Genomic DNA, 21529 nt, shown 5'->3' with positions numbered 1-21529 from the left:
AGATTGGTTATGAATTGGAAATTCATTCCTAATGGATGTACGATTGTCAATTTATCAGCGGGAGTAACTTCATTAATATTAACCATTCATGAGCAATATAGAATCGCATTTTTATGTATTGTATTGGCGGCGTTTTTCGATGTGTTTGACGGATTGCTGGCTCGGTTGATGAATTGTACTAGTGATTTCGGCAAGCAGCTTGATTCATTGGCAGATATCGTGTCCTTTGGTATTGCGCCGGTATTTCTCATTCTATTACATAGGATAGGAGATTTTCATTGGTTAAGTACGGTGACGGCGATTTTATTCCTGGCTTGCGGCGCATCTCGCTTGGCGAGGTTCAATATTTCGGTGTCGAGTCCTCAATTTACGGGCATGCCGATTACTTGTGCCGGGACGATATTAGCGCTCCTGTCACTATCCAATAGCATTAAGCCAGCGGTCGTGATCGCATTGATTGTGGTGCTGTCTTTCCTGATGGTCAGCCGCATTCCGTTCCCTTCATTGAAGAATATCGCAATCAGAAAATAACGGAGGAAGTATGGACAAGGCAATTCTGTTTATTTCGCAATATGGGTATGGAGCAATATTCGTGCTTCTCGCCCTAGGTATAGTAGGGCTTCCCATCCCGGATGAGACGCTGATGGTGTTCGTCGGTTATTTGGCGTCGGAGCGTATATTGAATTATTTTATCGCATTAATTATCAGTTTCATCGGCTCTGTTGCCGGGATGGCCATCACTTATCTGATCGGGAGACAGGTCGGCTCAAGCGTTATTGTGAAATATGGGAAATGGGTGGGACTAACCCCGAAGCGCTACGATAAGGTGAAGAAATGGTTCGATAAATACGGCACATGGACGATCGTGTTCGCCTATTTCATTCCGGGAGTCCGGCATGCCTCTGGCTATATGTCTGGTGTCACCTGCCTCTCCTTCAGGAGATACCTGCTATTCTGCTGTACTGGCGCGCTGGTCTGGACCATATTGTTCATCTCCCTGGGGTATTTCATCGGGGCTCAGTTGTTGCAGGGGTGAGGCAGGTTGATGTATGTTGCCTGCTGCGCAGCTCGCGGGTTCGCGCTAAAGTTTGCTAATGCAGGCTTCGTATTATTAGGTCAGCCAGAGATTTCTGGTTGGCCTATTTCTGCAGAATCCAGCTTATTTGAAGAAACTTCATTATCGCAGGTTGTTGAAAGCACAGGTGTGTCTCCTGGAGCTCTAACGAAACTCCATATCGTTATTTGAGTAAAATCAGCCCCCGTTCAAATCTAACGAAACACCATATCGTTATTTGAGCCGAAACCCGCTGTTTAGCCCTTTTTTGCCGCAATAGCGATACCCAGTTTCATTAGATCTTGAAATCACTCTTTTTGTTGCAGATAGCGATACGTAGTTTCGTTACGATTCAGAGTTGTCGGTACCTGGCTGGTGTGGAGGTGTAATCCGCATTATTTGCTGTATATTACTGTAGCTCGTGCTTGACAACGGAGGAACGATCACATATATTGTTAGTATCGACTTGATAATAACATAAAGTTACTAATAGATTCGTAAAGTTAGGTGAGGGTAGATGGAATTGCGGGATCGCAACGGGCTGACGGAGCGTGAGTTCCTGGAGCAATATGATGCGGGGGATTATGAGCGGCCGTCGGTGGCCACGGATATGGTGATTTTCACGGTGACAGATACAGAGGAGGACAATTACCGGAAGCTGCCGGAGAAGCAGCTGCGCATCCTGCTCATTCAGCGCGGCGGACATCCTTATTTGGGAAGCTGGGCCTTGCCGGGCGGATTTGTACGGCCTACGGAGACGACGGAGCAGGCAGCACAGCGGGAGCTGCGGGAGGAGACGGGTGTAGACAATGTCTATCTAGAGCAATTGTACACATTCAGCGATCCGGGTCGCGATCCGCGGACCTGGGTAATGAGCTGCTCTTATATGGCACTGATCGATAGTGGCCAGGTAAGGGTAGAGGCCGGGGACGATGCGGATAACGCTGCCTGGTTCCAGATCTCATACCGATTGCTGCGTGAGTCAAAAGAGTTACTGGAGGATGGCTACATCAAGACGAAGCAGTATGAGTTAAGTCTGGTTCACGGAGCTGATGTGTTGACGGCGGTGGTGGAACGAAAGATCACATCCACAGATACGGTCGATGCCACAGAGTATATGGTTGTGTCAAATGACGGCCTCGCCTTTGACCATGCAAAGATTATCGCCTGTGCGATCGAGCGTCTGCGAGGCAAGGTTGAGTATACGGATATTGCACTGCATTTGATGCCGAAGTTGTTCACCTTGACCGAGCTACAGCAGGTATATGAGGTCATCATGGATCGGGAGTTGCTGAAGGCGGCATTCCGGAGGAAGGTAGCTCATCTTGTCGAGGAGACAGATCATTATACAGAGAACGCTGGGCATCGTCCATCACGATTGTACCGGAGGAATAGGGGGAGGATTATATGATTTATAACATAGAGGAGCTGCGCAAGGCTCATAATGCGGGACAGAAATTCAAATATGTATTCTTTTGGGGGCATACGCCGCCTGCAGGTGGAGGTGTCAATCAGAGCTGCTTCAGCCAGTGGTGGAAGAGTGACTTCATCGTAGACGGTGTGCGTTATTCGTGTATGGAGCAGTATATGATGGCGGAGAAGGCGAGACTGTTCGGCGATGAAGAGATGGAGGCAGTGATCATGGAGGCGAAGCATCCGAAAGCGATGAAGGCCTATGGCCGCGCTGTGAAGAACTTCGACAATGACGTATGGGAAAAAAACGGCTATGAAATCGTGAGAAGGGGTAACCATGCCAAGTTCTCGCAGAATCCGCAGCTATGGGATTTCCTGCGAGCGACGAGAAACCGGATCATTGTAGAGGCCAGTCCGTATGACCGCATCTGGGGCATTGGGATGAAGTCCGGGCCAGAGGCGGAGAATCCGCTGAAATGGCGGGGACGCAACTTGTTGGGTTTTGCATTGACTGAGGTTCGGGATCAGCTACTAATACAAGAAGGAGAGTAAAGGATCATGACAAATCGAAAAACAATCGCCCAAGATACGCTGCGTTATATGCAGCAAGGATACTATGAAATAAACGGACGGCGGGTTGATTTTGCGGCGGAGCAGCGATATTCGGAGGAAAATAGTGTGCTTATTACACCGCAGCAGGGAGCTGAATTAGTCAGCGGCTGTACGCCGCCCCCGACTGGAGCCGTGGCGGAACAGACGGTCGCCAATGAAGCGACGGTCAAGGCGATTCTTGATTTCGCACAGGCCGGGACTCGGCAGGTCGGTGTGCTCAACTTCGCCAGTGCCAAAAATCCAGGCGGCGGCTTCCTGAATGGAGCGATGGCGCAGGAGGAGAGCCTGGCGGCTTCAAGCGGTCTCTACGGTACTCAGCTGCGCAATGAAGGCTATTATCAGGCGAATCGCGCCTGCAAATCGATGATGTACACAAACCATGCGATCTATTCGCCAGATGTGGTATTTTTTCGTGATGAGCGCTTCGAACTGTTGGAACGGCCTGTGACTGCTTCCGTACTGACGCTGCCCGCGGTCAATTATGGTCAGGTACTGTTGAAGGGGGAAGATCCACAGCTGGCGCTAGAAATCATGCTGGAACGTATGCGTCTGGCTCTGGCTATTTTTGCGGATCGGGGTGACCGAAATCTCGTGCTTGGGGCTTATGGCTGCGGTGTATTCCGCAATGATCCGGTGAAGATCGCCGCCTGGTGGGAAGAGCTGTTGGTGAAGGAGGGCTATGGAAGATTCTTCGAGCGGATTGTATACGCTGTTCTCGATAGTTCGAAAGATCGAAAATGTATTCGTGCATTTGACAGCCGTTTTGGAAATCAAGTAGGCTAGCGTTAAGCGGTTATACAGTCATGGAGGGATGGAGCTTGCAATATTTCAGCATATTTGTTTCCAGGAACGACATCGATGATCTTGAGGATAAAATATCGGATGTGTTCGCCAGAACCTATAAAGTGGAGAAGCGAGGCAATGATTACTTTTTACAGACGAATTCGATGTTCAAAAAGCAGAAACTAACGATCCGTACCTTGACCGAAGATACGGCTCCTGATTATTTTGAGACGAATATACCTGGAATGATGGGGTTTTATAGTCGGATTCCTTTTGCGGATGAGGATCTGCAGGGACGAGTGCTTATGCAAATCTCTGTCTTTAATACGCTGCTGGCTATTGAGGCTGAGAAGGATCTGAATGAAGGACAATTCCAGTCCTGTCTGGAGCTGATGGCGGCTATCGGGGGCATCGGATTTATACAGGATGGGACACTGCTGGATAGTGACGGCCGGATTATTGTGCATCCAGATGGTGCTTCTGGACCGGCTGATTTCAAAGTGCATGCCTGCACGAATAAAGTCATGGGGCCTCAAGTCACGACAGAGGAGGGCGGACGGAGAAAGCAAGCGTCTATCGCCTATATCCGGGAGCTCGGCATACCTTGTCTGGAATCGATGCCTGAGCTTCCGCCTGAAGAAGCCTGTAACTGGAAGTCGCAGGAGGATATCGCGAGGAGGGCGGCCGCGCTATTGATCGTGATCCAGTACGCTTGCGATGTAGCCCAAGGAGCCGATCTCGGGGAATCCAGGGATTTCATCATCGAGCTGCTGCGAAAATTCGGCGTGGAGGACGAGTTGACCGACAATGAACGAGAGCTTCTGGAGGATGAGAGTCCGACGAGTCAGGCGGCCATTAATATAACCTGGCAATACGAAGCCTATTGGGCATTGATCTGGGCACTCGGTCTGGTGGAGAAGCTTGATTTTCCCGATCAAGTGTGTGACTGTGATTATGCGATTTGGGCTGTCTCGGAATGTGATTCCTTCGCTGAATTCTATCGCAAGACCTCGCTGCGCAGCCATGAGGAAATTCTGGACGAGGCCGATCGAATCTATCGGCTGCACTGGGCCTGCGTAAACAGTCGGATTCATGATCAGGAAGCACCGGCTGGCATGAACGAGAGCATCGTGATGGAGAGACGCCGAGGCTTGTTCTGGATGATCGGCCGCTTCGACGAAGCCTGGGATGATATATCGATGGATACATAGTAGCAACTTCTCATTTCCGCCCTTTTATGGGCGTTTTTTTACGTATACATAAAGTTACGAGATTCTATTTTTGACTGCCAGAAATGATCTACATCTACTTTTATCTGAGCGTTTCTTGGAATATTATGGGGTTCTCTTTTAATTGCATAATATACAAGTAAAAGATCACAAATTGCTTCTATCGTGACCTTTAATTGCAAAAAGTACAGTTAAAACTATGATTTTTCGAGATTAGTTTAAAATTAATAATTTTAAGTGTACAAAATGCATTTATGAAGAAGTAATTCTAAGAATTCGGAATAATAAGTGTACTATTTGCAACTACAACTCTCGTACTTTCCAAGAATTACCTCTATACTTCCATAGAATGATACAATAATACAAAATATACCCCTAGGAAAAATTTACTGGGAAAATCGCACTTGGAAAAATCAAATAAAAAACTGGAGGTAAACGATGAAAGTCTGGAAATGGGGCTATGAATCTGATAAGTATGATTCTTTTACTTTTCCTGATCCGCTTGAGGTATTTGATCAATATTTTGATCCTTATTTCAATGGAACTGTAATCGGTGAGAAATGGGGAGTGGTGCCGTTTGAAACCTATCGTTCTCGGAAGCGTTGTGACTGCACAGGGATTGGTAGTAATATTCCAATATTTAGTGAGAAAGCCGTACGACTACTCGAACCTTATCTGAACTCAAATGCAGAGTTACTACCATTGCAGCATCCTTCAAAGGCTTACTATGCTGTCAATGTCACTAGAATTATCGATGCATTGGACTATGAGAACTCAGTTATTGAATATGTTAAAGGGCGCCCGCACCTTATAGATCAAGTTCATCGATTTGTATTTAAGTTGGATGTTATCCAAGAGCATGCAATCTTTAAAATTCCAGAGTATAAGAGTCTTCGTATTTTTGTGACGGATACCTTTAAAGATGCAGTTGAGGCCAATGGGCTAAAGGGATTTACTTTTGAGTTGTTGTGGGACTCTGAAGCGAACAGTGATGCTGAGGCGGATTTGGAGCGACAGTATCAGGAGGCACTAGCGGCTGTTGAGCATAATAAGGGTGAGGAATTTCCCTTTGATGAGGCTATAAAAAGAATGGAGGCTGGGGAGAGTTTAGCCAGTGGTCCATGGCGACTTCAGCAAGCTCCTGACAGTACAGTAAGACTTGGGAACTTACAGGCAGACGGGAGTTGCAATTGGATTCAACCCATCTATTATCCGCCCATTCTGCTTGATCTGAAATGGCATGTAGTGAATTCCTTGCCAATGAAATAAGTAGAACATAAGTAACAAGGGCCTGTCCAACTTTTTTGTGGGTCAAAGCCACGATTCCCAAACTCAGTGTGAACCTTCTCTAGCCCCCGCAAGGAGAACCGACGGAACGAGCCAGGACTTTCCACTGACAAGCGGTCAAAAATGACCGTTAGAGCATGAAAACAACAACTACGCTCTTCTAACGGACACTTTTGACCCTTAGAAGCACAAATATGCAATTTCTCGCGACAAATCCCCTTGTAATGGACATTATTGTCCGTTACAAGGGCAAGGATGCCACAGGATCAACGCTAACGGACAATGATGTCCGTTAGCGTTAATCCGGCCAGAACATGGGGATGTCACATTTTAGGATACGCAAAAGGGGCGTCTCAAGTCGGAAGCTCGACTTTTGAGACAGCCCCTTGCTTTACTCGCCCCAATATTGCTGAGCAATTTTTTGCCCTTGGTCAATCTTGGCCCATTGCTCATCCTCGGTCAGCTCATTGCCGCCGTCACAGGAGGCGAAGCCGCACTGGTGGGAGAGGAGCAGGCGCTCTTTCGGGATAATCTTGGACGCTTCGTCCAGCAGTTTGAAGACGCGGGCTTCGTCGTCAAGGGTGTTAGTTTTACTCGACAGCAGACCGAGTACGATTTCAGTATCGGGCTTGTCCTTGAATACGGCAAGCGCCTCAAGCGAACCCGCTCTCTCATCGTCCCACTCCAGGAAGAAGCGATCGTATTTCAGTTGCTTCAGGAACAAATCGGCAATTTTGCTGTACGATCCGCCGCCCATATTTCGAGAGTCATAGTTGCCACGGCAGTTATGCGTCCACATTTTCAGCCCGAGACTGTGACCGAACTCAATCACGGTATTGTTGATGTCGATAAATTCCGCAGCTAATGCACGAACCGATTCTTGATCGATATTTTCGCCCGTGTATGGGGAGTTAGGATTGTCATCCGCAAAAATCTCCCACAAGCAATCATCGAATTGCAGAATCTTCCCGCCTGCGGCGGCGTATTCCTGTACGAATTCTTTATAGGCCTGAATCAGGCCTGCTTTTAACTCCTGTGGCGTGGCATAGACGGAATCCTTGCCGCCGATATTATCGGACCACGAGAGTTCCCCGAAAATATGAGATGGGGATGGGACACAGAGCTTCGTCTCTCTGTCGCCTGCGAGCGCCGCCTGTCTTTGGAATATTTTAATGAAATGGTGGTTCTTGCCGCTGAGCGGTGCGGTGATACGTAGACCAATATCGCGACGGGTTTCGTATTTTTGCGTCTCGTCCTTGTCGCGGAAGAAGTAACCATGCTCGGCGATATAACGGTTGATGCCTGCTAATCCCCACACGAAATCCAAATGCCACATGGACTTGGAGAACTCCCCGTCCGTAATAACCTCAAGCCCATGCTGAATTTCCCGATCTATCACTTGTTGGGTTGCTTTATGTTCACATTTCTCATATCCCGCAAAATCGGTATAGAACGGATAAGTTATATCATCGCGATGTTCGATTTGGTGTTTGTAGCTTAGCAGCTCTGCAGGGCGCAGCAAACTGCCGACTGTTTGAAATTTCTTGCTCATCATGAAGCCCTCCTGAATGTGTAATATCAACAATGTAATATAAGGAGGGGCATATAGGGTAACTCCGTTATTCTATGATCCGTTATAGGTATTAGCTATATCTGTTCATCCATCAGCACATCATACTCGGATACTACCTGCTTTAATTCCTCAAGGTACATCGTGGCCTGTCTGGTGAGTTGGATGGAGTGATGGGCAATCCAGCCTACTTCGATGGAATCGTCGATGTGAAGCGGCACGGCCGTAATATTGTCTCCATTCAGATCTGCGCTTACAATTCCCGTTGAAATCGTATAACCATTGAGGCCGATCATCAGGTTGAAAATCGTTGCCCTGTCGCTGACGCGAATCGTCTTTTTGCTATACGCCGTGCTGAGGATTTCCTCGGAGAAATAAAATGAGTTGTTCTCCCCTTGCTCAAAAGAGAGGCAGGTATAGTCTTCCAAATCCTCCGGTGTAACATACTTCTTCTGGGCGAGCGGGTTGGTCGTGCTGACGAAAATATGTGGCTTAGCGATAAACAGCGGATGAAAGGTCAAGCCGTTCTCACGCAGCAGCTTCTCGAGTACCTTTTTATTAAATGGATTCATGTACAGAATGCCTAGCTCACTCCGAAGTGTCTTTACATCCTCGATAATTTCATGCGTCCGTGTCTCGCGCAGGGTGAATTCATATTCATCGGCATTGGTCTTCTTGACCATATTCACGAATGCGTTCACTGCAAAGGCATAATGCTGGGTTGAGATGGAACATAGGCGACGCGACGGTTTCTTGCTCAAATAGCGCTGCTCAAGCAGGCTTGCCTGCTCGACAACTTGCCGGGCATAGCCTAGAAACTCCACACCGTCCATCGTTAAGGTGATGCCTTTCGGTGTTCGATTGAAGAGTTCGACGCCGACCTCAGCTTCCAGGTCTTTTACCGCATTAGACAAGCTCGGTTGCGAAATATACAGGCTCTCTGCTGCCTTATTGATCGAGCCGCTATTCACGATCTCGATGAAGTATTTAAGTTGCTGCAATGTCATCGGATTCTCCTCCTGGGATACACAGAGTATAATGCTCTTATATGAAAAAAAAGAAATAATCGAAGTAAGTAGGTGGTCTGATTGACTCTTAATATACTGAATAGCGAGGTGCACAGCCTCTTTGATCAATTTACGGATCTGATCCAGGGGCAAACTCGTCGGCTGCGGTCATGGGAACAGCATATCACAATTCCGCCACAGGTTGGAGAGGGCAGCCTCTTAAGAACGCCCATCCGTCCTGGGATGGAAATTGTGTTGACCGACCTGACCTATGCCCAGGATATGAAGCTTCGTATTCAGGAGGCCTGTCCGTTGTTTGAGCTTAGCTATTGCCTTAGCGGAGACATTTATTGTGAATGGGATGGCAAAGAAAGCCATACCCATCATTGGACGGGCAATGTATTATATTTCGAGGACGAACTGGTCTATGAAGAGAAGAGCGCTGGTGTGCGACATCAAATGCTGGAAGTCCGCTTATCCCCGCAGGCGCTGTTCCATTATGCGGCTGATCCGAGCGAGCAGCACAGAATGGAGACTTGGCTGAAACGCCATAAGGGACAAATTAATCCTTACCCGAATACAGCGGAGATCCATCGATGCGTGTCGGATATGATGAACTGCGCTTATGATGGTGCGATGAAACGACTGTATATGGAGAGCAAGGCCATGGAGCTGATCGCTTTGTTCGGGGAAGTAGAAGGTCATGAAATGGAGAGCCACAGCCGCTTTCTGACCCGTGATGATCTGCTGAAACTGGATCAAGCCAGGGAATTGGTGATTCGCTATTTTGAACAACCATTATCCCTCCAGGAGCTGGCCAGAAGAGTCGGGCTTAATGAATTCAAGCTGAAGAAGGGCTTCCGGGAACGTTTCGATATGACCGTATTTGAGCTGGTGCGTAAGCAGAGGATGGAGAAGGCCTTGTATTATATGGAGGTACAGCGGATGAATATAGGGGAAGCGGCGGTAGCCGTGGGCTATAGTAATGTTAGTAATTTCACGACCGCTTTCCGTAAAATTTATGGCTACAATCCAAGCGAATACCTCAGAAGGTTCTCGCATCGAATATAATCCATAGAATAGACAAGTTGTTAAAAGAGGGATTTCGGACATGATCAGCCTGTTCGGAATCCCTTTTCGGCTTCTCCCGCTCCCTTTACAGGGAAAGAAAATCCCTTAGCAGGTAGAACACCGCCATATTATCACTGATAATGATTATCAGCTCGATTGTGCTGCCTTCGCTTTTCATTCGAATGACGGCTGCAGGGAAGGGAGAGGTAATAAATGACTTTAAATGATCTGACTGCTTCGCATGCGAGTGAGGTTAATGCAGCACCCGAGGCCGATCCGCGCCGCTGGTTCGCCTTAATACTGATTTTGCTGCCAACACTTCTGATTTCGCTGAATAATTATATGATGCAGGTGGCGCTTCCGAGCATGCAAGCGAGTGTTCATGCCAGCTTTGCTGAAGCACAGCTCATTTTCTCAGGATATTCGTTGGGGCTGGCTATTGCCTTGATACTAGGCGGGAAGCTGGGAGATATGTATGGAAGAAAACGCATGTTATGGATCGGGGTTATGGGCTTTACCTTTATGTGCTTGCTCGGTGGATTGGTGTCGAACCCGACTCTACTCATTATGATTCGCATTGTTCAGGGGGTGTCGGCGGCGATGATTCAACCGCAGGTGTTGTCCATCATGCAGAGCAGCTTCCTTCCTAGTGAAAAAGGGCTGGTCTTCGCCATTTACGGCGCAGTGATCGGTATCGGATTCACGTTGGGACTGATCCTGGGCGGTTTATTGGTGGACTGGAACTTATTCGGCCTTGGTTGGCGGATCGTCTTGCTATTTAATGTGCCCTTTGGATTGCTAGTGATGCTGGGTCTACCTATCATCCCTGAATCTCGCGGGCAGTCCAGCCAAGATATTGACTGGTTCGGGATTGCCCTGATTATTCCAGGCTTGCTCCTGCTCATTTATCCTTTGACGACCGGGCAAAAGCAAGGCTGGCCGCTATGGACCTGGGGCTCTGTGCTGTTGTCGATTTTGCTGCTGATTAGGTTCGTGCTTCTGCAGAGACAGAGGGAAGAGATCGGACGCATACCCTTAGTCGGGCTATCTATTTTTAAAATTAGGTCCTTCCGCATGGGAATAATTACAGAACTGGTCGTATATCTAAGCATGTTCACTTTTTTCTTCATCTTGAATTATTATTTGCAGTCGGGCCTGCATTTTGGGATTGCAGAGACGAGTTTTGCCTTTCTGCCGCTGGGTCTGGGATACTTCACCACTTCATTATTGTCATCGCGGTTGGTGCAAAGATGGGGAGCCGGGGTATTAAAAATGGGGATGCTTACGATGGGAGCTAGCTTATTTTTGCTGATCTGGTCCTTGCATCTTGATGCCGTTCATCTATTTCAGGGGCAAAATATACTGATTCTATCGGTGTACGGGCTGGGTTTGGGCATGGCGACGACACCGCTGGCCAATATGATCCTGCATCAGGTGCCGCCGGCCTTGGCCGGAACCGGTTCAGGGCTGTTCACGACCTTGATGTATCTGGCGAATGTTTTTGGAGTAGCATTGATCAGCATCTTGTTCTCAGCGGCCCTGCGCTCCCCCCTTGCGGAAGCCAGCCTGGAGGATTATGTAAGAGCTTTCTCCTTGTCAACCGGAATAAGCGGTGGATTGGCCTTAGCGGCGTTTGGCTGCGTAAATAGGTTAAAAGAGAAGGAGATGTGAGGGCTTGATTTCTTGACAAGCTTGATTATCCTTAGTTAATTTATTAATATAAGTTAACTAAATTAATAGGATGATGAGCATGACCAATACGGATATTTCACTAAGGGAGATCAAGAAGGCGAGAGCTAAAATAGCGCTATATGAAGCCAGTCTGTCTTTGATGGCAGATAAGATGTTTCATGAAGTTATGGTGGAGGATATTTGTCGGAAAGCGGAGTTGTCGCGTGTTACTTTTTTTAAGTTTTTTCCGAAAAAAGAAGATGTACTTATTTATTTCATGCAAATATGGCTTACCGAACGGATCATAGAAATCAAGAATGAGCATAAGCGTGGTTTCGATGCGATTCGGCATCTGCTATATAAAATAGGAGAACAATCCCAGGAGATCACGGGAATTATGCCAAGCCTGATTTCTTTCCTGGCGCAGATGAAGATGCATCCATGTCTGCAGGAATTGAGCAGGGCTGAAGTCTTTCTTTTATTCCCTGACGAAGAAGAGATAGGAGGTAAAGAGCCGAACCTACTTGAATTATTTAAGCGTAGTATGTTAGAGGCCGAAGAAGCAGGACAGCTCAAAAGGGGAATATCCATAGATGATGCGGTGAAGATTATGCTTACCATTTTTTATGGGGCTTTTCTGACGGCTCATCAATACGCTTCTACCGATATTAGCGGATTCTATGAGATCCATCTTCAGTTGCTTGAAAATCAATAAAACAGCTATAGCAGCAGTAAACCTGTTATTCAGCTACGATTTTATGTGAGGCCCATGCCATTTAGGTGTGGGCTTTTTTTTACTGTGACGCCGTCTATTATTGTTAACTTGAATAAAAACATTTACTCAAGTAAAGTTTTGAAATATAATTTGCATTGTAAGTATTATGATCCATGAATCAAGATTCGGAAAGGGGAATTCATATGACTACAAGAACTGGTGAACTGCATGTGGTAGTGGGGACGGGGCCGCTGGGTATGGCGGTAATGGAGGAACTGTTGCACAGAGGCAGAAGCGTGCGGATGGTGAATCGTAGCGGCCAGGCAAACGCGCCTTCAGATGTAGAGGTTATCAGAGGGGATGCCAGCGACGAGGCAAGTATCAGTCAAGCTTGTAAAGGGGCTTCGGTTATTTATAATTGCGCCAAAGCTCCTTATACCGAGTGGCCGGAGAAATTCCCGCCAATGATGAACGGGATTATTCATGCCGCTGCAAAAGAAGAGGCCAAGATCGTCTATGGCGACAATTTGTATATGTATGGCAGTGAATATGAGGTTCTTACTGAGGATTTGCCGAATGGTGCCACCGGCCGTAAGGGCAGAACCCGCGCCCAAATGGCTCAGCAGTTGCTAACTGCACATCATAGTGGGAAGGTACAGGCGACCATAGGGCGTGGTGCCGACTTTTATGGACCACGGGTTATGGAATCCTCATTAGGTGAACGTGTCTTCCAGGCTGCATTAGATGGCCGCCCCGCAGAGGTGTTGGGGAATATAGATATGCCGCATACATATCTTTTTATCCGTGATTTTGCCAAAGGCCTGGTGACATTAGGAGAGCGCGAAGAGGCATTAGGTCAGAGCTGGCATATCCCTGGGGCAGCCACACTAACGACCAGACAGCTAATTAATATGGTCTACGACATGGCAGGTAAACAGCCTAAGTTTCGCGTTGCACCTAAGCCCCTCGTTTCTCTATTAGCCTTGTTCAACCCAGACATGAGAGAGATCAAAGAAATGCTCTATCTTTTTGAGAAGCCCTTCATTGTCGATACGACTAAATACGAGAAAACATTCGGTTTGGATACGACTCCGCATGAGCTGGCGATTGCCGAAACGCTGGACTGGTTCAGGAACAGAAAAGGCTAATGAAAAACTTCATCACTTTTGTTTGGGGATGTACAGTAAGTAGGATAGAATATTATAGTATAATCAGTAGAGAAAATAGTATTTTCTGCTAATCTGCTAATCCGCAATCCGGGGGGACGATCACATGGAAAACAATCTCCTTGCTGAGATTCGCCGACGTTGTATCGCGAATGGAATGCAGCCGACTGATGTCCCTTCTCCCTTAACAAAGGTGACTGAAGAACATTTACAGACGCAAAAGCGGCTCTATGCCGACATTCTTGAGGTTACGGAGATTTTTGGGGAAAACACAATCAAATTGCTTAACGGTCAGATGGTGCTATTTCTCGTCACTGATGACAAAGGTCTGGTTATTGACTCAACTTTCGCAGAGCGAAAACTAGCCTTATTACATGGTGTTACTGGGTAGAATGTCGATTCAATATGGAAGTTGTAAAAATAGAAAAACACCGCTTCGTTTGGTAAAGTGAGAGTGTCCTAAGCAATCACTACCACGCAGAAGAGGTGTCCTCTACATGATAGAACAAAACGTACAGCAGAATCAACTTCCAAATGAAATTAAACCAGCCTTTAAAGAACTAAAAGTACTGCAACACCTAAGAACAGCGGGCTTTAAAAAGAAATTCGGTTATACCTGTTCGTTTTTATTCCAGCTTGTCTTTGTCCTTTTGTTCCACCACAAGAACTGGTTTCGTCTACTGGAAAGCGAGAAAGGTGCATCCTTTCCTGGCAAAGATGCGGTCTATCGCTTCCTGAATCACAGCGGCTATGCATGGCGGCGGTTTCTGTCGTTGCTCAGTTCCTCTACAATTGAGAAAATTCAACCGCTAACGGGAGAAGATCGCGTATCCGTATTTGTAGTTGACGACTCCATGTTCGAGCGCAATCGCAGCAAAGCGGTTGAACTGCTTTCCCGATTTAAAGACCATGCAACGGGGTGCTACTATAAGGGATTTCGTATGCTTACTCTAGGTTGGTCAGATGGCCATACGTTCATTCCGGTGGACTTCTCCTTGCTTGCTTCGATGAAGTCTCAAGTGAACGGCATCATGCAAGAGATTGATAAGCGTACGTCCGGCTACAAGCGGCGAGTTGAAGCTTTGCTTCCTGCTCCTGAAGTCATTCCGGCGATGATTGATCGGGCGCTTTCAGCGGGTGTGCAGGCTTCATACGTCCTCATGGATAGTTGGTTCACTCATGCCCCATTGATCCAATCGATACTTGATCGCGGTCTGGATGTGATCGGCATGGTTAAAGATGACAAGAAGCGTTATCTTGTTGGCGGAAGCCGATTAACTTTGCAAGAGCTTTACTTTAGAGCAACCCCTGTCCAAGGAAAAAACAAGGGAATCTTACGTTCCATCCGTACCGAGTTATCCCCAGGGATTCCGGTTATGATGGTATTTGTCCGCCACCGCTCGAAGAAGAAGGAATGGCTTGCGATTCTATGCACCGATCTCTCGATCCCCGAAGAAGAAATTATCCGGATTTACGGAATTCGTTGGGATATTGAAGTGTTTTTCAAGTGCGCCAAATCCTTGCTGCGTCTACAAAAGGAGTTTCAGGGCCGTTCTTATGACCTGCTGATTAGTCATACGACGATTGTCTTTTCACGTTACATTTTGCTGGCATGGCAACACCGACAAAGCACTGACAACCGCACGCTGGGCGGCTTATTTCATTTGCTGTGCGACGAAGTAAGTCAACTAGATTGGGCAGTCGCCTTAACACAACTTATTGAATTGCTTGAGGATATCGCCAAGAAGGCCAGTAAGAAGATCACAATACTCATCCAGACACAACTCCAGCAATGGATCGCTGGTTTGCCTAATTACATCAAGGCCTACCTGCCGAAATTAAGCTGCGAAAGTTGAGTTATTGACTCTTTTGGCAACCGGATCTTGAAAGAAAACTTATCGCAATTGAACATTAAAGAAGGGAGGATGTTGCTTGAACGAGAAGTCGGGATTTGTGCGACCTTGATTGCACTGGAGAAGAAGATCCCTTTTCAGACGGTGGGAACGGATCATTTCCATTTGGCTTTGCATGATTCTGCCTGTCATAGTGTTCCTTTCTCTTTCCCTGAGCCCCATGGCGGGCAAGGAGTATTGGAAGGCACGATTTCACTGATGACAAGCATCGTTGAGTTTAGCAATTATCAGCTAGCGATGCTGGTTAATATGGTAGAGTCGATGGCGAGGGAACTGATCTTAAGGAGGACGAACCAGCGTCAGTTGAATCTACATCATCTTATGGTCAATAACTTGGATACAGGCATTCTCCTGGCTGACCAAGCAGGTGTAATCGTTGATTTTAACAAGGTGGCACTAAGCATTATTCCGGATCGTATTGAGGTGGGGCAATCCGCGCTTCAAATTGCTGAGCTGGGGCCTTATATTTCGGAAGCGATTACGAAGGGGCGGCGGCAGCGGGATATTGAGGTTCATTATAATGTGGACGGAGTGCATACGGTTTGCCTGATGGATATGATCCCGATCTTCGAGAGTGGAGTCATTCAAGGCGTATACGCCCAAGTTCGCGACATTACCGAGCGCTATTTACTAGAGCAGCAAATCATAGTCAGTGAGAAGCTGTCAGCGATTGGTAAACTGGCAGCCGGTCTCGCCCATGAGATACGCAACCCACTTACTACCATCATGGGCTTCGTGCAAATTACCCATTCCCGCCTGCTTGATCCTGTAACGAAGCGGTATATGGGGTATGTGCAAGAGGAATTGGAAAGGGTCAAAAACCTTGTATCCGATTTTGTGACGATGTCCAAGCCTTCCGTTCCTATTGTCAAGCCGATTGCGATCAATGCTTTTCTGGATAGTGTACTTAGTTTTATGGAAGGACAAGCTGCTCTGCATGATATTCGGTTCGTACGGGATTACCATACTGCCGAGGAGGAGATTTTATTTGCTGATGCTGCGCAGATCAAGCAGGTCTTGTTCAATATTTTACAAAATGCTGTCGAAGCCTCTGAACCCCATCAAATTGTTACCTTGAGAACACAGAAATTGGGCGATAATCTACTCATTACGATCTCTGACCAGGGCAGCGGGATTTGTCCTGAGAATCTGACCAAAGTTCAGAACCCCTTCTTTACGACCAAGGAGAACGGTACAGGGCTCGGGCTGTCGGTTTCTTACCGCATTATTAATAATCACAACGGAGAGATCACTATCGATTCCAGATGGGGCGAAGGTACAGATTTTAATATTCAGTTGCCTCTAACAAGCAATTATAAGGAGTGTTCTATGTGAAGAATGTTGTACAGCTCTTGGTTGAAACTCTTGCTAAGCTTGGTGTTGAACATGTCTTTGGAATTCCGGGAAAATCGGTGGCTCCGATCATATTAGAATTTGGCGACCAGAACATTGAATTTATTCTAGGCAGGCATGAGAGCGGATCGGGCTTCGCCGCTGGAGGCTATGCATTTACCAATCATAGATTGGGGGTAGTTGTAGCTACCTCAGGGCCGGGGGGAACTAATCTTGTCACCGCGGCAGCCCATGCCAAGATGAATTGTCTGCCGGTGCTCTTCATTACCGGACATCAGTCGGTCGCTGAAATGGGAATTCCGCAATGCCAGGATTCTTCGCAATTTGGGATTGATTTGGCGGAGATTATGAAGCCGGTTACTTTGTTCAGTACGATGGTGACTCGTGCCGATAACTTCCCGGCTATCTTTACATACGCGCTGCGTCAAGCGATGACGGGGAGGAAAGGGCCTGTGCATCTGTGCATCCCCTTTGATGTGATGATCTCGCCTGTAGCTGATCCAACAATCTATTTACCGTCTGGAAATATCAATTACATAGCAACGAATTTAGCGGATGCGGTCAAGCAACTGCAAAGTGCTCGCAACCCTGTCATTCTGGCAGGTAAGGGAGTCGTATTATCGGGCGCACAGGAGGCGTTGGACAAGTTCGCTGAGAAGTTTAATGTACCTGTCGTAACAACTCCTGGAGGCAAGGGGAGCATCCATTCCTCCCATCCACTTTATTACGGGCCTTTTGGTCTCGGTGGGCATCAAAGGGCCAAGGATTTGCTGGAATCCGGGGTGGACTTGATATGGGTGATGGGTTCGCGGTTGAGTGATACTGCCTTATGTGGCCTGGACCGTGCTCATTATCCTCAGTCCATTGTTCAGTTTGATATTTCACCCGAATTCATGGGCGGAATTATTCAGACAGATTATTTACCTGTTCTCGGAGATTTGCGGACAAATCTGGAGGAAATCTTGCGTTTATACCCAGATGAGACTGCCGATTTACATATAGCCAAGCCTTATCATGATCCGTTGCCTGTGCTAGAATCTCTGTCTGTTGCTGAGGTTTGTCAGGCAGTGAGTGGACTTATTCCTGAAAATACCTCGATATTCGCTGATGATGGCGCCCATGGTTACCATGCGGTTCGCTGGCTCGATCTCAAGCCTGGCGTGAGGTTCTTCTTCGATTCGTATTTCGCTTCGATGGCGAATGCGATCGGGATGGCGATTGGCGCTAAATTCGCGGACCGATCACGCAATGTCATCTGTCTGACCGGGGATGGCTGCCTGTTCATGCTGGGCTCCGAGATATCGACCTGTGTCGCGGAGCAACTGCCTGTCATATTCATCGTAATCAATAATGGGCAATTGGATATGGCTTTGAAGGGGATGCGGCAATTTACCGGACGGACGGACGGCACCATATTCAAGCAGCCGCTTGATGTTGCGGCATATGCAGCTTCGATGGGGGCGGATAGCGCCAGATGTTCAACTCTCGGCGAATTTACGGAGGTGCTCAAGCAGGCGCTAAGTTTGAACAAGCCTTATGTCATCGATGTGATTGTCGATAAAGAAGAGATTCCTTCCTCCTTAGCGCGGGAGATGAAGCTGGATTAATGGGCTGCCAGGAAATCCCCGCAAATCTGCAGGGATTATCGCCCGAAAGCGCTTGTTTCTAGGAAAAGCCTGCAAATGTGCAAAATGAGCCTCATTATACCCAACTCATAGACAAGCTGTGCGAGGCCGTCGGTCTGTAAACACTCGATCCTGATCTTCCCATCAGCCTATGAGGTTGTTTTTTGTGCTATAATTCGTATTCAATATGAAGGAGGCGATGGTGCTGCCGAATTTGCAGATAGGTACATTCGTGTTGAATATGGAGCTGTTGATTTATTTGATCGCGGGCATCGTCGGCGTTCTGTCGGTTCGTTACCGGGAACGGGGCCGACTGGAGAGGGAACGGCGCATGTCAGGGGCTTGGAATGCGGTCTTTATATGGATCATTGTCTGGAAAGCAAGCTTGATCCTTTTCGATTTCCAGGGGGTCATCCGGCACCCGCAATCCCTGCTTTTCTTCAGCGGTGGAATTAGAGGAGTATGGCTTGCATCCATTGTAGTGTTAGCTTATTTGTTTCTGCGGGAGGTTCGCCGTGCTGGAAGCAGAGAGGCGATGATGAACGCAGTGACCTGGGGAGCTGGAATGGCGGCGGCCGCATTTCTTCTCTTCCTCCTGCTGGATGACGCGGCGGGAATTGCTGATTACGCAGGATTGTCCGTGGCCGTTACATTGCTGGCGTTCATGCTGAGCCCCTCGCTCAAAGCGGCAGTCCGCTCCCTTGCGACTGCACTGATCATCGGAATGATCGGGTTTACCATACTTAATTACTCATCGAGCGGCAAAAATGTCCAGCTTGATCAAGCTGCTCCCGATTTTGAGCTAACTGACTTAGATGGAAATGCTGTGCGCTTATCCAACTATCGTGGTTCAACTGTAGTGCTGAATTTTTGGGCCACCTGGTGCCGTGTCTGCCAAGCTGAGATGCCGCATATGGAGAAGTTTTACCGCGAACAAGGAGGGGAGGATGTCACTATTCTCTCGGTCAACGCGACGAGGCAGGAGAGAAATGCGAATCTCGTGGGGGAGTATGCGGATAAAGAAGGGCTAACCTTCCCTATCGTGCTGGACAAGAGTGGAGAGGTGCTCAAAGAGTATAGTGTGACCGCTTATCCGACCACCTATATTATCGATTCCTCCGGCATGATCCGGGAGAGATACCTGGGCGCGATCAGCTACGAGGGCATCAAGAAGACGGCGAAGTTGACCGATTGAGCTCGTTTTGATGGCTCTACTTGGGATTGCTCTAACGAAACTCCTGATCGTTATTTCCACAAAAACATCGGCAAAAAAATTTTAACGATACATCATATCGTTATTCACAGGAAAACAAGCCCCGGACCCCCAATTTGTGCGAATAGCGTTCCCCTGTTTCGTTACAATCTCTCGAAGCCCTTTTTGGCGCAAATAGCGATACCCTGTTTCGTTGCGCGCCTAGCCAAGCTAGGCATAACTAACTGATGAAAGTTCAGTCGGGGTAAAGACCAAGCTGCCCCGTAGCTAGCAGGCAGTCTACGACGAAATTCGTGGACTGAAGCCCTGTAAAAAGCATGTAAAAAAAAACATGTGAAGCAAATCCACAGGCCGTAATGAAAATGAACCCTACCGCATCGTCAAGGTTAACCTACCTCAAAGGGAGGAAAAGAGAGTGCCGAGCCCCGAGCGAAAGGGTGAAGGCCATGGAACGCATGAAGAACTTGGATCGCAGTGCGGAAGAACTCTCCGGTGTATAGGGGTCGGCATGTGGAGAAAGTTATGTCTGGAACTAGGGAGACCCTCACCCACACGAAAAAAATACGTAAATGGTGAACCTATAAGCCTAAATAGGTGAAATGGGAATCCGTGGGAAGGGAGTCGGAGGGGGCCATAGTACTGATGAGGCAAAGGACAACATAACCTTGCGGAGGGAAGGGCGTCAAAAGACAATACCCCACTTCATTCATGGGAACTGAGGAGGTAAGAGCGAGTGAATGCCCGAAAGGCTAACTACGCCAAAGAAAAAGCTCGACAACTACAAAGAACTCTATACCTTGCGGCTAAGGAAAAACCGACACGTCGATTTCATGCCCTCTATGACAAGATCTACCGGGAAGATATCATGACCTACGCGTGGAAACAGATCAAAGCAAACAAAGGTAGCGCGGGGATAGATCGAGTAACGATCCAGCAGATTACCGAAGAATATGGAGAGAAACGCTTTATCCAGGAAACCTGTGGTCAACTCAGAAATGGAACGTACCGCCCCTCTCCCGTTCGGAGAGTCGAAATCCCTAAAGGGGATGGTCGAACAAGACCCTTGGGGATTCCAACCCTGCGAGATCGACTGGTACAGATGGCCACAAAAATCGTGCTAGAAGGGATCTTCGAGGCAGATTTCAAGGACTTCTCCTATGGATTCCGCCCGAAACGAGGTGCCCACGATGCGATCCAGAAAATCATGACGACGGTCAATGAAGGGAAAATATACTGGGTCGTCGATGTGGATATCAAAGGATACTTCGATCATATATCGCATGAGAAACTGATGATGCTGGTAGAGAGGCGAGTAAACGATCGTAGAGTATTGAAACTAATCCGCGGATGGTTAAAGGCAGGAATCATAAAAGATGATCAGTTTTATGAATCAGAGCTGGGAAGTCCGCAGGGCGGCGTGATATCTCCATTACTGGCCAATATCTACCTCAACTATCTGGATACGATATGGGAGCAACAATTCTCCCATATCGGTACGCTGGTCCGGTATGCTGACGATTTAGTCGTTTTATGCTACCGAAAAACGGAAGCGATGGAGGCGATTCGCATCTTAAGAACGGTGTTCACCCGCTTGGAACTGGAAATGAACCTAGAGAAGAGTAAGCTGGTGAACATATGGGACGATGATGTGGGTTTTGATTTCTTGGGACATCACTTTCGGAGATTAAAAGTGGCTCGCAAAGGGGGAAAGGAAGCTCATATTTTGAGAAGCTTTCCATCCAAGAAGGCGATGAAGAAAATGCGAGCGACGGTGAAAGAGATAACGGGCTCACGACATCTACTCCACAAGAAAATAAATGACTTGATCGGGGAACTCAATCCAAAAA

19 protein-coding genes are annotated in these 21529 nt (G+C 47.6%); 17 read left to right on the top strand and 2 right to left on the bottom strand.

Annotated features, from left to right (window positions below; genetic code table 11):
• Window positions 1-9: 9 nt before the first annotated feature.
• The 7 genes from pssA (at window position 10) to BFJ94_RS06595 (ending at window position 6360) form a co-directional block, all read left to right on the top strand.
• Window positions 10-531 carry a CDP-diacylglycerol--serine O-phosphatidyltransferase gene (gene pssA, locus BFJ94_RS06625; protein ID WP_120461951.1) on the top strand — a complete coding sequence of 174 codons (522 nt, stop codon included), beginning with the start codon at window positions 10-12 and terminating at the stop codon, window positions 529-531.
• A gap of 10 nt (window positions 532-541) precedes the next feature.
• Window positions 542-1036 (top strand): DedA family protein, encoded by a 495-nt coding sequence (locus BFJ94_RS06620; RefSeq protein WP_120461950.1) that lies wholly within the window; start codon window positions 542-544, stop codon window positions 1034-1036.
• A 535-nt stretch (window positions 1037-1571) separates the two neighbouring features.
• Window positions 1572-2465 (top strand): NUDIX hydrolase, encoded by an 894-nt coding sequence (locus tag BFJ94_RS06615; RefSeq protein WP_120461949.1) that lies wholly within the window; start codon window positions 1572-1574, stop codon window positions 2463-2465.
• A complete protein-coding gene (gene ybiA, locus BFJ94_RS06610) occupies window positions 2462-3019 on the top strand; it encodes a riboflavin biosynthesis intermediates N-glycosidase (protein ID WP_120461948.1) in 558 nt (185 codons plus the stop codon). Before BFJ94_RS06615 ends, ybiA begins: the two co-directional genes overlap by 4 nt.
• A 6-nt stretch (window positions 3020-3025) precedes the next feature.
• Entirely contained in the window at window positions 3026-3862 is an 837-nt protein-coding gene (locus BFJ94_RS06605; RefSeq protein WP_120461947.1) for a TIGR02452 family protein, read from the top strand.
• A gap of 35 nt (window positions 3863-3897) precedes the next feature.
• The gene (locus BFJ94_RS06600) at window positions 3898-5073 is read left to right on the top strand and encodes a DUF4272 domain-containing protein (protein WP_120461946.1); all 1176 of its coding nucleotides are present in this window, start codon (window positions 3898-3900) and stop codon (window positions 5071-5073) included.
• Between the two features lie 456 nt (window positions 5074-5529).
• Window positions 5530-6360, top strand: a complete 831-nt coding sequence (locus BFJ94_RS06595; protein WP_120461945.1) for an imm11 family protein — start codon at window positions 5530-5532, stop codon at window positions 6358-6360.
• 409 nt (window positions 6361-6769) lie between these two features.
• Here BFJ94_RS06595 and BFJ94_RS06590 read toward each other — a convergent pair whose 3' ends face one another.
• Window positions 6770-7930, bottom strand: coding sequence for a cobalamin-independent methionine synthase II family protein (locus BFJ94_RS06590; RefSeq protein ID WP_120461944.1), 1161 nt, complete (start codon window positions 7928-7930; stop codon window positions 6770-6772).
• A 95-nt stretch (window positions 7931-8025) separates the two neighbouring features.
• The gene (locus BFJ94_RS06585) at window positions 8026-8955 is read right to left on the bottom strand and encodes a LysR family transcriptional regulator (RefSeq protein WP_120461943.1); all 930 of its coding nucleotides are present in this window, start codon (window positions 8953-8955) and stop codon (window positions 8026-8028) included.
• Window positions 8956-9036: 81 nt separating this feature from the next.
• On the opposite strand from BFJ94_RS06585, the gene BFJ94_RS06580 reads away from it, so the two are divergent.
• From BFJ94_RS06580 to ltrA, 10 genes are all read left to right on the top strand, one after another.
• Window positions 9037-10026 carry a helix-turn-helix transcriptional regulator gene (locus tag BFJ94_RS06580; protein WP_120461942.1) on the top strand — a complete coding sequence of 330 codons (990 nt, stop codon included), beginning with the start codon at window positions 9037-9039 and terminating at the stop codon, window positions 10024-10026.
• A 213-nt stretch (window positions 10027-10239) separates the two neighbouring features.
• Entirely contained in the window at window positions 10240-11697 is a 1458-nt protein-coding gene (locus tag BFJ94_RS06575) for an MFS transporter (RefSeq protein ID WP_120461941.1), read from the top strand.
• A gap of 79 nt (window positions 11698-11776) precedes the next feature.
• On the top strand, window positions 11777-12412 hold the full coding sequence (locus tag BFJ94_RS06570; RefSeq protein ID WP_120461940.1) for a TetR/AcrR family transcriptional regulator: 636 nt from the start codon (window positions 11777-11779) through the stop codon (window positions 12410-12412).
• Window positions 12413-12615: 203 nt separating this feature from the next.
• Window positions 12616-13560, top strand: coding sequence for an SDR family oxidoreductase (locus BFJ94_RS06565; RefSeq protein ID WP_229717218.1), 945 nt, complete (start codon window positions 12616-12618; stop codon window positions 13558-13560).
• 124 nt (window positions 13561-13684) lie between these two features.
• Window positions 13685-13969: a hypothetical protein gene (locus BFJ94_RS06560; protein WP_120461939.1), complete on the top strand. Its 285-nt coding sequence runs from the start codon at window positions 13685-13687 to the stop codon at window positions 13967-13969.
• Between the two features lie 106 nt (window positions 13970-14075).
• Window positions 14076-15434, top strand: coding sequence for an IS4 family transposase (locus tag BFJ94_RS06555; RefSeq protein ID WP_120460909.1), 1359 nt, complete (start codon window positions 14076-14078; stop codon window positions 15432-15434).
• 69 nt (window positions 15435-15503) lie between these two features.
• The gene (locus BFJ94_RS06550) at window positions 15504-16826 is read left to right on the top strand and encodes a two-component system sensor histidine kinase NtrB (RefSeq protein WP_120461938.1); all 1323 of its coding nucleotides are present in this window, start codon (window positions 15504-15506) and stop codon (window positions 16824-16826) included.
• Window positions 16823-18451: a thiamine pyrophosphate-binding protein gene (locus tag BFJ94_RS06545; RefSeq protein WP_120461937.1), complete on the top strand. Its 1629-nt coding sequence runs from the start codon at window positions 16823-16825 to the stop codon at window positions 18449-18451. The genes BFJ94_RS06550 and BFJ94_RS06545 overlap by 4 nt, the downstream gene beginning before the upstream one ends.
• 217 nt (window positions 18452-18668) lie before the next feature.
• Entirely contained in the window at window positions 18669-19664 is a 996-nt protein-coding gene (locus tag BFJ94_RS06540) for a peroxiredoxin family protein (RefSeq protein WP_162944208.1), read from the top strand.
• Between the two features lie 751 nt (window positions 19665-20415).
• Window positions 20416-21529, top strand: a 1114-nt coding sequence (ltrA, locus tag BFJ94_RS06535; RefSeq protein WP_120461935.1) for a group II intron reverse transcriptase/maturase, incomplete at its 3' end; no start/stop codon positions are given.

This window comes from Paenibacillus aceti, assembly GCF_003614185.1.
GTDB lineage: Bacteria > Bacillota > Bacilli > Paenibacillales > Paenibacillaceae > Fontibacillus > Fontibacillus aceti.
The sequence above is the reverse complement of the archived record's forward strand: the minus strand, read 5'-3'. Positions and strand labels throughout refer to the sequence as shown.

What these genes read in the sequence shown, in the direction of transcription:
- pssA (WP_120461951.1), top strand. Translation starts at nt 10, where the DNA reads ATGAATTGGAAATTCATTCCTAATGGATGTACGATTGTCAATTTATCA.
- BFJ94_RS06620 (WP_120461950.1), top strand. Translation starts at nt 542, where the DNA reads ATGGACAAGGCAATTCTGTTTATTTCGCAATATGGGTATGGAGCAATA.
- BFJ94_RS06615 (WP_120461949.1), top strand. Translation starts at nt 1,572, where the DNA reads ATGGAATTGCGGGATCGCAACGGGCTGACGGAGCGTGAGTTCCTGGAG.
- ybiA (WP_120461948.1), top strand. Translation starts at nt 2,462, where the DNA reads ATGATTTATAACATAGAGGAGCTGCGCAAGGCTCATAATGCGGGACAG.
- BFJ94_RS06605 (WP_120461947.1), top strand. Translation starts at nt 3,026, where the DNA reads ATGACAAATCGAAAAACAATCGCCCAAGATACGCTGCGTTATATGCAG.
- BFJ94_RS06595 (WP_120461945.1), top strand. Translation starts at nt 5,530, where the DNA reads ATGAAAGTCTGGAAATGGGGCTATGAATCTGATAAGTATGATTCTTTT.
- BFJ94_RS06590 (WP_120461944.1), bottom strand. Translation starts at nt 7,930, where the DNA reads ATGAGCAAGAAATTTCAAACAGTCGGCAGTTTGCTGCGCCCTGCAGAG.
- BFJ94_RS06585 (WP_120461943.1), bottom strand. Translation starts at nt 8,955, where the DNA reads ATGACATTGCAGCAACTTAAATACTTCATCGAGATCGTGAATAGCGGC.
- BFJ94_RS06575 (WP_120461941.1), top strand. Translation starts at nt 10,240, where the DNA reads ATGACTTTAAATGATCTGACTGCTTCGCATGCGAGTGAGGTTAATGCA.
- BFJ94_RS06570 (WP_120461940.1), top strand. Translation starts at nt 11,777, where the DNA reads ATGACCAATACGGATATTTCACTAAGGGAGATCAAGAAGGCGAGAGCT.
- BFJ94_RS06565 (WP_229717218.1), top strand. Translation starts at nt 12,616, where the DNA reads ATGACTACAAGAACTGGTGAACTGCATGTGGTAGTGGGGACGGGGCCG.
- BFJ94_RS06560 (WP_120461939.1), top strand. Translation starts at nt 13,685, where the DNA reads ATGGAAAACAATCTCCTTGCTGAGATTCGCCGACGTTGTATCGCGAAT.
- BFJ94_RS06555 (WP_120460909.1), top strand. Translation starts at nt 14,076, where the DNA reads ATGATAGAACAAAACGTACAGCAGAATCAACTTCCAAATGAAATTAAA.
- BFJ94_RS06550 (WP_120461938.1), top strand. Translation starts at nt 15,504, where the DNA reads ATGTTGCTTGAACGAGAAGTCGGGATTTGTGCGACCTTGATTGCACTG.
- BFJ94_RS06540 (WP_162944208.1), top strand. Translation starts at nt 18,669, where the DNA reads ATGGTGCTGCCGAATTTGCAGATAGGTACATTCGTGTTGAATATGGAG.